The sequence below is a fragment of the Glycomyces luteolus genome (assembly GCF_027622875.1).
Taxonomy (GTDB): domain Bacteria; phylum Actinomycetota; class Actinomycetes; order Mycobacteriales; family Micromonosporaceae; genus Glycomyces; species Glycomyces luteolus.
Genome location: NZ_JAPZVP010000010.1, coordinates 199,192 through 211,910, shown reverse-complemented (window position 1 = coordinate 211,910; position 12,719 = coordinate 199,192). Strand labels below are relative to the sequence as shown.

Here is a 12,719-nt window from a genome sequence, read left to right as displayed (position 1 = left end):
ACGGGAAAGTCGAACGGTTCCACCGCACCCTGACCGACGAATGGGCCTACGCCCGCCCCTACCGGTCAGAACACGAGCGACGAGCCGCCCTCCCGGCATGGCTGCACTGGTATAACCATCACCGCGGCCATACCGCACTCGGAGGCAACCCACCCGCCACCCGCGTTCCCAACCTCACGGGGCAATACAGCTAGCGCCGCCTGGCGATGTAGACCACGTCCGTGGCCCACTTCGACATCGGCGAGGCCAGCGCCGCGTCGGCGGCCTTCGAGGCCCAGCCCCACGGCGCGCGGTAGCAGCCCTGCGTGAACAGCGTGAAGCCCTGCACGCCGACCAGCTCGAAGCCGTGGCGCGCGAACAGGTCCCGCATCTCGTGGTGCGAGAGCTCCTGGAACCACGTGCTCGCGTCCAGCCGCCCGAAGGTCTTGCGCAGGTGCCGCAGCGACGAGGCGTTGCCGTGGTTCTCCACCAGCAGCAGCCCCGCGTCCGCGTTCGGCAGCGCCATCGAGGCGAAGTCCATCAGCTGGTCCCGCAAATGCAGGTCCACATTGAGCACGAACCGGAACGCCGTCACCAGCGCCGGCCGGCCCGGATCGACCTCGGGCGCGGCCAGGCCCGGCCGCACCAGGTGCGCGTACCCGGGCGTGCCCAGCTCGCGGCCCTTCTGGAGCATGGCCTCCGAGGTGTCGTAGCCGTGCGAGACCGCGACCATCCCCGCGAGCATCCGCGACACGCGGCCGGTGCCGCACGCGAAGTCGTGGTGGGTCGGCTTGGTCCCGAACGCGTTCGGGACGAACCCGCGCAGCCAACCGGCTTGGCGGTTGGAGACGATCGATGAGAACGTCCCCGGAGCGTACGTGCGCTCGGCGTACTTCTCTACCGCGGTCGGATCCTGGAACACCTCGGTGTAATTGCTGGCCACGAAGTCCCTTTCGAAGTCAAATCCTGTGGCGGTAGCGCAGCAGCGCCACCGCCCACGAGAAGCCCGCGGCCGCGAGCGCGGCCGCCGTCCACAGCGGGCCGAGCGGTGCGACCGCCAGCGGCAGGACCCCGAATCCGAGGCCGGCCGCGAACAGCGCCCGCCTCGTCAACGCCCCGAACGGGTGCAAGCCGAACGTGCGCCACAGTTGCGCGAGTGGAATCAAATTATTGACCAGAACGGCCGCCGACCACGCGATCGCCGCGCCGACGACCCCCATGGAAGGGATCAACACCAGGTTCAACCCGACATTGACGACGAGTGAAATCGAGACGTCGATCAGCTGCCACGAGGTCTTCCCGGCCATCGCCAGCATCGAGTCGACCACGCCGCACGCCGAGCTGACCATCATGGCGGGCAACAGGATCCACACCACCAGCCGCGCGTCCCCGCTCACGTACTCCCCGCCGAACAATCGCAGGTACCAGTCGGCGAGCAGGCCCACCCCGAGGTACACCGGCCATGTGAGCGCCACGATCCACGCCGTCGACTCCTGGTACAGCGACCGGGCCGACGCGGGCCTCCCGGCCGCCATCGCCGCGGCCGCGCGCGGCTGCACCGACTGCCCGACCGCCCCCGAGGCCATCTGCCCCACGATCACGAACCGCGTGGCCACCGTGTACACCGCCGCCGGGCCCAGCCCGGCCAGCGCCGCCACCATGATGATGTCGAGCCGCTGCAGCCCCAGCTGGGCCACGCCCGCCGCGGCGCGCGGCGCCGTGAACCCCCAGAACGCCCGGGCCGAGACCCGGTCCGGGAACCCCTGATCCGGCCGCGACCTCCGGTGGCGCCGCGCCAGATACCAGGCCGCCGCCAGCGCCGCGGGCAGGTACGGCAGCACCCACGCGAACGTGATCGTGAACGGCGAAGCCGTGCCCGCCAACGCGATCGCACCCAGACCCGCCAACTGCGCGACCGTGCGCCCGAACTTGTCGATGAGGACCGAAGGCCCCATCAGCCGGTACCCGCGCGTCGCCGCGAGCAGCGCCTCCATCGCGACCGACGCGGGCAGGAACACCGCGATGAGCCGCACCAGATCCGGGCTCTGGAACATCGGCGCCGCCAGCAGCATCCCGAACGCCGTCGCCATCGACACGATCGCCGCGGGCCACAGCCCGAGCTTCAGCACCGACCCGACCGCGCCGTCGCGCCCGTTCTGATGCAGCCGCGCCACCCAGTACACGAGCCCCGTGGGCGTCCCGAGGCGGGCGATCGCGCCCGCCAGCAGGAACACCGAGGTCGCCGCGAAGAACGCGCCCGCCTCGGCCGGCGAGAGCGCCACCGCCGCCAGCCACGTGACCGCCAGGCCCCCGAGCCCGGAGACCGCCGCGCCCACGAGATTGACCAGCCCGCCGCGGGCGGTGCCGCGCAGCTCCTCGCGCCCGGCCTCCTCCGCGGTGAGAGCGGCCGCTACCGCCGCCAACTCGGCACGCTCCCGAGCCAGTCCGCGAGCCGCTCGTCGTAAGGCCCGTAATGCGCCGTCAACTGCTCCCGCAGCGCCGCGGACATCGGGGAGGGACGCCCGCGCGCGTTGTGCCGCGCGAAGGCGAACTCGGTGACCCAGGGCAGGCCCAGGAACCGCAGCACCCGCTCGAAGGCGTCCTCCGGTCTGGAGAAGAACTCCCCGGAGTCGATCACCAGCACCCGGTCCCGGCCCACCTGCTCCGCGAGCGGCTCGAGGTAGTCCGTGTACCGCCCCCGCGCCGTGTACGCGTGGTGCTGGTGGTCGAAGCTGTAGAGCGAAGGATCGGCCCGCAGCCGCTCCTCCACGCCGTCGAGCCGCGTCTCCTCGGCCGCAATAGCCTCCTCGAAGTCCGCGATCGGCTCGAATCCGCGCGCCACCTCGTGCGCGTGGTGCGACCACGCCCGCTCCACCGGGTCGCGCACCAGCACGATCACCTTGACCCCCGGCAGGTCCCGCGCGAAGCGCGCCGCCGCCAGCGGGTGGTACAGGTAGTACGGGCTCGACTCGAAGCCGATCGGCGCGAGGCCGGTGTGGTCGGCGATCCGCCGCGCCGCCGCCTGCGTCGGGAAATGCCCCCGGTACCAGGCCATGCCCTTGTCGTAGCCCGTGTCGAAGTAGTGCACGCCCTTGTGGAACACCGGCTTCAAGATCGCCGGATGCTGGGCCAGCGCCCGGTACAGCGACGTGGTGCCGCAGCGCTGGCCGCCGCAGATCAGCAGCCCCGGCAGGATCCGGGACGAGGCCGTCAGGCGCCCGAACGTGCGGGACGAGTGCCCGACGACGGCCTTCAACTGGCTCGGGAAGCGTTCCCGGAGCGTCCGCTGGGTCACGACTGCCCCCCTGCTTCAGAATTGGTGCGCTGGCGGGCGATGTGGCGCAGCAGCGTCGGCAGGAGCCAGCGGCCGAGGGCGCCGAGCGCCGCGCCCGCGCGTTCGGCCTGGTCGCCCATGTAGCGGGCGGCGAGGTCCACGAGGTACAGCAGCGCGGTCGGCTCGGCTTCGCCGGGCGCGATCCCCATGGGCGCCAGGACGGCCGGGGCGTCGGCGACGAGGCCGAGCACGGCCGTGGTCGGGTCGGCCCCGCGCGTGACGATGTGGTCCTGGAGCCGGTAGTGCGCGGCGTCGAACCCGTAGGGGACGCCGGTCTCGAAGCGCTCGAGGTCCCACAGGTACACCAGGGACTCGGTCTCGCGGGTGTTCCACGGCGACCAGTCGCCGTGCCACGCGCCGAAGGTCAGCTCGGTGCCCGCGTACCGGTCGAGCAGGGTCTCGCCCGCGGTCTGGAGGGTGTCGGCGTCCGTCTCGCCGTGGGCGGTGAGGTCCTTGAGACGCGTGCGCAGCCGTGCGGCGTAATCGGATTCGCCGAGCGGGGAGCGCACGGTGCCGCAGGCGTCGGCGAGCTCGCGCATGGCGGCGACGCGGCGGTTGGTCCCGAGGTCGGCCGGGGCGTCCCAGGACGGGAGCGCAGAGGCCACCATCAAGGTGTGCCCGTTCCAGTTCCCGGCGTGCAGGAGCCGCGGCACGCGCAGCAGCTTGAGGTCGCAGAACTCGCTGAGTCGCCTCGTGGCGTTCGCCTCGGCCGCCACCAGCTCGCGGGTGAGCGGGTTGACGCCGAGTTTGGCGAACGCCACCGTGGCCGCGTCCCCGTCGAGGATCTGCAGCACCGGCTTGCGGTTCGCCCGTGCCGGTCCGATGTGGATACTCAAGTGCACTTCGTGGCCGAGCACGGCCGCGAGGTGGTCGTCGATGCCTTCGGCGCCGCCGACCTTGATCCGGTGCGGCAGCAGCATCCGGTCGAGGCCGAGGCGCAGCGCCCACACGGCGGCGTCGCGCTTGAGGCGCGCGCCGCGCGCGGCGGGCCGGGCGTAGCGGTGGAGCGCGGCCGCGGCGACCTTCCGGTCGGCGGCCGGGATGAGCACGCGCGGCTTGCGGCGACCCGGCACCACGATGTACGGCCGCGGCGCGTCGCCATGCGCCGCACCGGGATACAGCTGATCGAGCACCTCCGTGAGATACGTGGCGCGCCGTCGCAGGTCGTCGCTGGTCTTCAAGGCTCGGCTCATCGGTTCTCCGTCTCTGGGCCGTGGTGTGACACCTCGGGCAGGCGGCCCGCGGCGAGGAGGACGTAGCTGAGCAGGGTGAACAGGAGGGGCGTGACGAGGGCGTTGTAGTAGAACATCGTGATCAGCGAGAAGCCGACGACGGCGCTCCCCCCGACGCCGACCGCGGTGTGGTCGTGGCGGAACCGCCACAGGACCGCGAGCGCGAACCCGAGGTACGTGACCGTCCCGAGGATGCCGTGGGCGAACATGACCTGCCAGAGCTGGCCGTTCCCGCCGAGCGTGCGCCCGCCGCAGCGGGGGCACTCGGGGGTGGGGCCGACGGCGATCGACTCGCCCGAGCCGAGGGTCTTCCGCGTCGACCCGAAGCCGATCACGGGGGAGTGCTCGATGACGAGCTCGGCGGCGCGTTCCGAGGAGAACGCGCGGCCCTCGTCGGAGTGCCCGTTGTCGAGCCGGGTCTGCACCACCGTCCCCAATGGCGTCAAGACCACCAGCAGCACCGCGGCGCAACCGGCGCCGCCGAGCGCGAGCATCCCGCCGGGCCGCCCGGAGACGAGCAGCCGGAGCGCCGCGAACACCGCGATCGCGGCGAGGCCCAGCCACAGGCCGCGGTTCATCGAGTACACGGCGGGCACGAGCGAGGCGACCAGCAGCACGAACGCCGCGACCCGCCACTTCGTCCTCAGCGGGGTGCAGAACGCCGCGACGACGAACCAGACCGCGGTGATCGCGAAGTTGTTGCCCCACGTGTTGGTATAGCCCCAGGGCGCGGCCGGGCGCGGCGTCTCGTAGCCGAGGAAGTCCATGGTCTGCGCGGCCGCCGGGTGCACGAGCGACTGGACGAACCCGTCCTTCGCCACGGCCTTCGGCAGCAGCGCCTCGACCGGGGACGTGTACTCGAAGGAGCCGAGGAAGGTCCCGAGGAACCCGCCCGCCACGGTGACCGCGAACAGCCACGCGAGCAGGCGGATCAGCGTGTCCCGCTCGAGCTTTCCCTCCACCAGGAGGTTGAACGCCCACAGGGCGATGAGCGTGCAGCAGCAGTAGAAGCCGAACCGGAAGGTCGCTCCGGGCAGGCTCGAGAACCAGGTCTCGCGCACGGTGCCCGGCGGGTCGAAGCCGAGGTTCGCGAGGCTCAGGGTGACCGCGAGCAGGAACAGCAGCCACCAGCCGAACGCGGGCGGGACACTGATCGACCTGCGGCGCACCAGTTTCACCGCTGCGACGGCGGCGACGAACGGGATCACGAGGACCCCCATGCCGAGCGCCCACCACAGCGGGAAGCCCGCGAGCAGCCAGGTGAGCGAGGCGCCTTCGCCCGCGCCGCGCGCTTCCGGGTCGATCCGGCCGCGCCCGGCGGAGCGGGCGGCCGCGAGGAGCGTCATCGCGACTCAGCTGAAGGGAACGCAGCGGGCACGACCGGCATCACCTGCGTCGTAGCCTCCTGCGAGTTCATCAGCGCCTTCCGCTCGACCGCCCCGTCCTCGACGGGCTCGAGCGAGTCCGTGGGCGTCTCGTCCTGGGAGACCTCGCCCGGCGCCGGAGCCTCCCGCCGCGCGGTCGGCAGCGGGACCGTGTTCATCGGCCCGAGCCCGCTCGGCAGCAGGACCGCGCCGAGCAGCGGCGTGTCGATCTGCCGCATCGCCAGCGCGGCGGCGGCGGTCTCGCCGATCGCGTCGCGCCCGGACTGGACGGCGAGGATCACCGCGTCCGCGTGCCCGGCGAGCAGCTGCGCGTCCGCGCTGCACGACAGCGGCGGGGCGTCGACGACCACGAACCGCCCGGCTTCGGCGAGCTTCGAGAAGGTCTCGGCGGCCGCTTCGCTGGTGGGGCCGGCGGCCCGGGCGGCGGCGCCGGGGCCGATCACGCTGAGGCTCGGCTGCCTCGGCGCGGCGTGCGTGGCCACGCCGAGGTCGACCCGGCCGGACCAGACGTCCGCGAGACCCGGTACCGAGTCCGTGCCGAACAGCTCCGGCAGGCCCACGGTGGTGCTCGGGTTGGCGGCGACGGCGGTGACGCGATCGCCCGCACGGGCCATCGCGGTGGCGAGGTTCGCGGCGACGACGCTCGCGGCGGGCCCGGGGGCCACGCCGGCGACGACGATGACGCGCTGGTGGTGCGTCAACTGGGAGGCGACCACGTTGCGAAGCTGGGAGAAGACCCGGCCGCCGGGGCTGTAGGCCCCGAAGACCTCGCGGCGCTGGAACTTCACGGCCGGGGGCACGGAGGCCAGCACGTCGAGTTCGCACCGTTCGACCAGGTCGGTCGGGTAGGCGACCTTGCGGGCCAGGCGGTGACGGGCCCAGGCGAGGATGAGGCCGAGCGGCAGGCCGAGGCCGAGCGCGGCGGCGAGGTTGAACATCGCGTTCGGGCTGACCGGGGTTCCGGGCACGGAGGCCTGGTTGATGACCCGGCCGGGGGAGATCGCGCCCAGCTGGGCGTCGAGTTCGGCGATCTGGGCCTCCAACTCCTCGGCGTCCTGCCGCAGCCCGTCGAGTTCGGATTCGATCGCGGACCGGCCGTTCTCGCCGGAGTACATCTGGGACAGCTCGTCCTCGGCGGCGGCGATATCGGCCTTGACCCCCTTGAGCGCGGCGGTGGCGCCGGCGATGGCGCTGTCGACCGATGCGGTGGCCCCGGAGCGGCGGTGCTCGAGATAGGCCTCACTGAACGCGATGGCCCCGGCCTGAGCGGCCTTGGGATCTCCGGCGCGGTAGGCGATCTCGAGCACGGCGGTGTTGGGCGGCACGGTGACCGACACGCGCGAGACGAGGCCGTCGGGGTCGTCCGAGCCGAGCGCTTCGGCGGCGGCGGCGGCGACCTCGGTGGACTTGACGAGCTGGGCTTCGGTGTCGAGGTTGACCTGCCCGGCGGTGCGGGCGCCCGCGACGGCGGTGTCGCTCGCGGTGGGCAGTACCAGGATCGAGGAGGTGGACTCGTAGACTTCCTCGCTCAGCGAGGTGTAGGCGAATCCGCCGGCCAGCGCCGCGGCCACCGTTCCGATGATGAGCCACCAGGAACGGCGGACGATGACGCCGTAATCGGCGAGCGTGCGGGCGGCAGGGGTCCTCAACGCGAAGGCCTTTCTCGTTCTCGGTATCTCGGTTGAGTAACGAGCGACGCGACCTTGAGGTGACGGGCGCGACGCGCGCCCGCGCCGCGGCGGAGGTTGCGTTTGCGGGAGGAAGCGAGTAAAAACCATTACGGTCGCTAATATGGAGGATTGTGGCGATTCGTCGAAGATCACATTGGATGAAAGAGGGTGAATGATGGGCGACACTGACACGCGCCAGAGCCTGCGGGCGGGCCGCGGCATCGTGACCGCCCTGGCGGTGCTCCCGCTCCTGTTGGCGGGCTTCGTGATCGGCTACGGGGTCGGCGCGGGCGGGGACCGCCTCGGCGACACCGTCGGCGAGGCCTGGCAGGACGGGAACGGCACCTTCGACCACGAGCCGCTCGCGGCCTCCTTCACGGCCACCGAGTTCGCGAACCCGGCGCCCCAGTCGCCCTCGGTGCTGCCCGTCGGCTTCTCCGCCGACCTCGGCATCGCCGTCGCGCACCTCCAGTTCTTCGTCGACGAGGCCACGCTCCGGCCCGATCACACGGCTGAGCTGCGCCTGCCCGTCGTCGTCCCGCCCGATGGCGAGGGGATGACCGTCGAGGTCGTCTCCGTCCACCCGGTGAGCTGCCTGTGCTCGCTGACGGCCGCCACCGCTCCGCCGTACGGGACCGTGTGGGACGCGGTTGAGGTCGACGCCGGCGCGACAGAGGTCGTCTTCGACGTGACGGGCGCGATCGACGCGCCCGGCCGCTACGGATTCGCGGTGACCTCCCCTGACCGCGATGCGTACCTCGAGCTCGCGGGCACCGCATTCGGCGCCGGACCGAGCCTGCGCACCATCTCGCAGGTGCCGCCGGTGAGCCCGGTGTCGCCGAGTCCGGACCCGACCACGCCCTCACCGGACGCGCCTTCCGGCCCGACGCTCCCGCCGTATCCCAGCGCCGGCCAGTCGCCGACCCCGCCCGCCTCCGGCCCGCCGCTGCGGCCGGAGTCCGGCCAGGCCGAGGACACGCTGTCCGAATGCTCCACGGACGAAAAGCTCGTGCCCGAGTGCGGGGCCCTGATCGGCGCCGCGGCCGGGGGGAAGACCTCGCTGGACAAGGAAGACGCCTTCCTCGATTTCGAGGCCACAGTAGAGCGAACGCAGCAGATCTACCACGCGTATGAGCGAGCCGACGAACGGCTGTTCCCGACCAGCGAGCAGATCGGGCTGACCGAGGATCCGGAGCACCCGCGGACCCTGTTCATCAACTGGAAGCCGCAGATGGCGAAGTGGGCCGAGATCGCCGAAGGCGACCCGGAGGTGGACGCCTACCTCGACCGGCTCGCCGCGCACATCAATGCGAACTTCGACAAGCCGTTCTTCTTCACCGTCCACCATGAACCCGAGAACGACGTCGTGCAGCAGCCCGGCTCGGGCATGGAGGCCTCCGACTACCCGGCCATGTACCGCTACGTCATCGAACGCCTGCGCGCGAACGGCGTGGACAACCTGGTGTCGGTCATGAACTACATGGGCTATCTCAAGTGGGTCGAGATGCCGTGGCACGAGGAGCTGTACCCCGGCGACGACGTGGTCGACTGGATCGGGCTGTCGGGCTACGGCCAGGCCCTCAAGGACGACGGCCGGTTCGACTTCGGGGAGCTGCTGGACACGACCCACCCCGAATTCGGCTGGCCCGGTTACTACCACTGGGTCGCCGAGCAGCATCCGCAGAAGCCGATGATGCTCGCCGAGTGGGGCGTCTTCACCGACGACCAGCATCCAGGCCATCAGCAGACGGTGTTCGAAGCCGCGATGGAGCAGATGGCGCACTATCCGCGGCTGAAGGCGATCGTCTACTTCTCGTCCCCGAACGCCGAGGGTCGCAATTCCGAAGTGGATCAGGATGCGGAGGCGCTGGAATCCTTCAGGGCCTTGATGCGCTCGCCGTATCTCAACGTGAGACTCGATCTGGGTTTCGCCGAACCACCGAATTAAGGGAACGGCCGCGGAAAGATCAGCCCACTGGCGGCGGCGCCTTCGGGTGGCGCTTGTACGGCGACACGAACCGGTCGCCCGGGATCCAGAACCGCCAAGCGGTGTCGGCCGCCTTCGTGATGCCGGTCCGCGGACCGGCCGCCACGGCCGCCGTCCCGCCGCCTTGACGCACCGCGCCGATCATGTCCCTGCCGTCGTCTTCGCGGTCCCAGCCGAGCGCCTGCGCCAGCCGCGCCGGACCGCGCGCCAGGTCCCGGTCCGGGACCTTCGCGCCGCGCCGATCGCGTGCCGCCTCGAGGCCGTCCATGACCTCACCGGCCCGCAGCAGCACCGCCGCCCCCGAACCGTCCGGGCCGCACACCAGGTTCGCGCAGAAATGCATCCCGTAGGTGAAATAGACGTACAGGAACCCGGGCGGGCCGAACATGACCGCCGTCCGCTTCGTCTGCCCGCGAAAGGAATGCGAGGCCGGATCGTCCTCGCGGTACGCCTCGACTTCGGTCAGCCGCACGGTGACGCCGTTCGCGGTCACGGTGCAGCCCAGCAGCTCCGGGGCCACCCGCACCGAATCGCGCTCGAAGAACGAGCGGTCGATCACCCCGAGGCTTCGCGCCGGAGCAGAGCGACGGTCTCCTGCGGTCACGCGCAACCAGTCGGCGCTTCCGCGGCCGCCGGTACCTTCGCCGCGATCACCGTCGACAGATCGTTCAGCACGTCCACCGGCTGCTCATTGGACTCCGGCACGTTCACGGCCACCGGCACCTGCCGGTCGAGCGTCGTCCACTCCACGCCCGCCTCGTCCGAATACCAGCAGACCCCGTTGAGCTTGTAGACCAGCGCCGTGTCCTCTACCGCGACCGGCTCGACCCCGCAGGTCGCCAGCACCGCCGGATCGCCGTAGGCCATGACGGCCTCGGCCGCGCTCGCGCCGCCCTCGCCGCCCGACACCGGGCGCGCCTGGAGGCCGCCCGCGGTCTCAGGCGCGGTCGCCGTGAGCGCGAGGCAGATCACCGCGTCCTCCTCGCTCAGTGCGGGCACCTCGACCGACACCGGCGACAGGTCCTGCGGCGCAGGATCCTCGGCCCGGGGGGCGATCGCGTTGAACACCAGCACGCCAGCGACCACCGCGACCGGCACCGCAACCGCGGTCGCCACGATCGCCGGAAGCCGCGACTTCTTCTCGGAACCCACCAGGACCGCGCTCCTCAGTCGTTGAGAATCGAACAGGTCAACGTGCGGGTTATGCCCGGCACCCGCTGGACTTTACTCACCACCAGCGTCCGGAGATGGTCGGCGGAGGCGGCCTCGGTGAGCACCACCACGTCGTACGGACCGGTCACGATGTCGACCCGGATCACGCCCTCGATCGCCGACACGCCTTCGGCCACGTGATCGGCCATGCCGACCTCGGTCTGGACCAAGATGTACGCCTGCACCATGTGACAGGCCTCCTCCGGAGAACGGGCAGAAAGGGATCGTGGGGCCTAACCCGACACGGGCGGGCCTGACCGCATCGCGATCGCCGTTGAGCGAAGATTACCCAGTGATCCACCGACCTTCAAATGCCCGAGGAATGATCCGCACGTGAGTGAGACCGTCGCCGAGGTCGGCGAGTTCCGCCTCATCGAGCGCTTCACGCGCCATTTCGCGACCACGCCCGCCGTCGTGCTCGGACCCGGCGACGACGCCGCGGTCGTCACCGCCCCCGACGGGCGCGTGGTCGCCTGCACCGACATGCTCGTCGAAGGCAACCACTTCCGCCGCGACTGGTGCTCCGCCGCCGACGTCGGCCACAAGGCCGCCGCCGCCAACCTCGCCGACATCGCCGCCATGGGCGCCCGACCCACCGCGCTCCTCGCCGCCGTCGCCGCACCGCAGGACCTCCCCGCCGAATGGCTCGAAGGCCTCGCCTCAGGTCTCGCCGCCGAAGCCGCCGCCGTCGGCGCGGCCGTCATCGGCGGCGACACCACTCGCGGTGAACTCCTCACCGTCACCGTGACCGCCCTCGGCGACCTCGAAGGCCGCGACCCGGTTCTGCGCTCCGGCGCGAAACCCGGGGACGTGCTCGCGCTCGCCGGCCGGATCGGCTGGGCCGCCGGAGGCCTCAACGTGCTCTCGCGCGGCTTCCGCTCCCCGGGCGCCCTCGTCGGCGCCTACCGCAGGCCGCAACCGCCGTACCCGGCCGGACGTGACGCCGCCCTCATGGGCGCGCGCGCCATGATCGACGTCTCCGACGGGCTCCTCGCCGACGTCGGACACATCGCCGACGACTCCGGCGTCGCGATCGACGTCGACACCGCGGCCCTTCCCGTTCCCGAGGCCATGCGCAACGCCGCCGAAGCCCTCGGCGCCGACGCCCGCGGCTGGCTCCTCACCGGCGGCGAAGACCACGCGCTCGCGGCCGTCTTCCCGCCCGACGTGCTCCTCCCCGAAGGCTGGCGCCGCATCGGCACGGTCAGCGAAGGCGCCGGCGTCACCGTCGACGGCCACCGCTGGACCGGCCCGACGGGCTGGGACCACTTCGCGAAGGACTAGCGGTCCTCCGGGCACGACAAAGCGCCGCCGGGGCACAGCCCCGGCGGCGTAAGACTTCGCGGCGTCAGCCCTTAGCGGGTGACCTTGCCGGCCTTGATGCACGAGGTGCAGACCTTGGCGCGGCGCTTGTTGTCACCGGAGCCAGTCGCGATGCGGATGGTCTGCAGGTTCGGGTTCCAACGACGACGGGTCTTCTTGTGGGACCACGGGACGTTGTTGCCGAAGCCCGGGCGCTTGGCGCAGACTTCACACACGCTCGACATAATCCAAAACTCCTGCATTGACGTTCATTCGGCCCACCCCGACGGCGGGCAACCCGGTAATTCTAACGGACCCGGCGGACCGCCGACCATCCAGGTGGCGGGACCTGCGCCACAGCCGCCGGGGCTTCGTCCCCGGCAGCCGGGCCGACCCGGGGCCGGGTCCGGTCCCACCTGGGCGGAACGCCTGTGCCGCAATCGGACCCAGGCCCGTATCGCGCCGGTTCGTCGGTCCTCCCAGGACGCTCCGCGGCGGCTCTGTGCTGTGGCGGCTGCCGCGGTCGGCTACCGTTGGTGACTCTAGGATGGGTTCAGATCCCGTAGGCTGGCCGCATACACATGATGTGCCGATGCCCATATCTTCTTTGGTGAGTCG

13 protein-coding genes are annotated in these 12,719 nt (G+C 71.5%); 3 read left to right on the top strand and 10 right to left on the bottom strand.

Features of this window, described 5'->3' with window-relative positions; translation table 11 throughout:
• Positions 1–194: integrase core domain-containing protein (locus O1R50_RS14755; protein ID WP_270110841.1), on the top strand; the 194-nt coding region annotated here is incomplete at its 5' end.
• Here O1R50_RS14755 and O1R50_RS14750 read toward each other — a convergent pair.
• From O1R50_RS14750 to O1R50_RS14725, 6 genes are read right to left on the bottom strand one after another with little or no spacing between them, the layout of a single operon-like run.
• Entirely contained in the window at positions 191–922 is a 732-nt protein-coding gene (locus O1R50_RS14750) for a class I SAM-dependent methyltransferase (protein WP_270110840.1), read from the bottom strand. The genes O1R50_RS14755 and O1R50_RS14750 overlap by 4 nt on opposite strands.
• A gap of 16 nt (positions 923–938) precedes the next feature.
• A complete protein-coding gene (locus tag O1R50_RS14745; RefSeq protein WP_270110838.1) occupies positions 939–2,402 on the bottom strand; it encodes an MATE family efflux transporter in 1,464 nt (487 codons plus the stop codon).
• Positions 2,390–3,274 carry a sulfotransferase family protein gene (locus O1R50_RS14740; RefSeq protein ID WP_270110837.1) on the bottom strand — a complete coding sequence of 295 codons (885 nt, stop codon included), beginning with the start codon at positions 3,272–3,274 and terminating at the stop codon, positions 2,390–2,392. Before O1R50_RS14740 ends, O1R50_RS14745 begins: the two co-directional genes overlap by 13 nt.
• Positions 3,271–4,506 carry a hypothetical protein gene (locus O1R50_RS14735; RefSeq protein WP_270110836.1) on the bottom strand — a complete coding sequence of 412 codons (1,236 nt, stop codon included), beginning with the start codon at positions 4,504–4,506 and terminating at the stop codon, positions 3,271–3,273. Before O1R50_RS14735 ends, O1R50_RS14740 begins: the two co-directional genes overlap by 4 nt.
• Positions 4,503–5,891 (bottom strand): hypothetical protein, encoded by a 1,389-nt coding sequence (locus O1R50_RS14730; protein WP_270110835.1) that lies wholly within the window; start codon positions 5,889–5,891, stop codon positions 4,503–4,505. The genes O1R50_RS14735 and O1R50_RS14730 overlap by 4 nt, the downstream gene beginning before the upstream one ends.
• Positions 5,888–7,579 (bottom strand): Wzz/FepE/Etk N-terminal domain-containing protein, encoded by a 1,692-nt coding sequence (locus tag O1R50_RS14725; RefSeq protein ID WP_270110833.1) that lies wholly within the window; start codon positions 7,577–7,579, stop codon positions 5,888–5,890. Before O1R50_RS14725 ends, O1R50_RS14730 begins: the two co-directional genes overlap by 4 nt.
• 193 nt (positions 7,580–7,772) lie before the next feature.
• On the opposite strand from O1R50_RS14725, the gene O1R50_RS14720 reads away from it, so the two are divergent.
• Positions 7,773–9,548, top strand: a complete 1,776-nt coding sequence (locus O1R50_RS14720; RefSeq protein ID WP_270110832.1) for a glycosyl hydrolase — start codon at positions 7,773–7,775, stop codon at positions 9,546–9,548.
• 19 nt (positions 9,549–9,567) lie between these two features.
• Here the strand turns inward: O1R50_RS14720 and O1R50_RS14715 are convergent, their stop codons facing one another.
• Genes O1R50_RS14715 through O1R50_RS14705 form a run of 3 tightly spaced genes read right to left on the bottom strand, consistent with a single transcriptional unit; the run spans position 9,568 to position 10,987 of the window.
• Positions 9,568–10,146 carry a DNA-3-methyladenine glycosylase gene (locus O1R50_RS14715; protein WP_270110831.1) on the bottom strand — a complete coding sequence of 193 codons (579 nt, stop codon included), beginning with the start codon at positions 10,144–10,146 and terminating at the stop codon, positions 9,568–9,570.
• A 41-nt stretch (positions 10,147–10,187) separates the two neighbouring features.
• On the bottom strand, positions 10,188–10,739 hold the full coding sequence (locus O1R50_RS14710) for a DUF3515 family protein (protein WP_270110830.1): 552 nt from the start codon (positions 10,737–10,739) through the stop codon (positions 10,188–10,190).
• A gap of 14 nt (positions 10,740–10,753) precedes the next feature.
• Positions 10,754–10,987 carry an Lrp/AsnC family transcriptional regulator gene (locus O1R50_RS14705; protein WP_270110828.1) on the bottom strand — a complete coding sequence of 78 codons (234 nt, stop codon included), beginning with the start codon at positions 10,985–10,987 and terminating at the stop codon, positions 10,754–10,756.
• Positions 10,988–11,132: 145 nt separating this feature from the next.
• Here O1R50_RS14705 and O1R50_RS14700 point away from each other — a divergent pair, with 145 nt between their 5' ends.
• Complete coding sequence (locus O1R50_RS14700; RefSeq protein WP_270110827.1) at positions 11,133–12,083, top strand: thiamine-phosphate kinase; 951 nt, start codon at positions 11,133–11,135, stop codon at positions 12,081–12,083.
• A 71-nt stretch (positions 12,084–12,154) separates the two neighbouring features.
• Here O1R50_RS14700 and rpmB read toward each other — a convergent pair whose 3' ends face one another.
• A complete protein-coding gene (gene rpmB, locus O1R50_RS14695; RefSeq protein ID WP_030157716.1) occupies positions 12,155–12,346 on the bottom strand; it encodes a 50S ribosomal protein L28 in 192 nt (63 codons plus the stop codon).
• Positions 12,347–12,719: the final 373 nt, after the last annotated feature.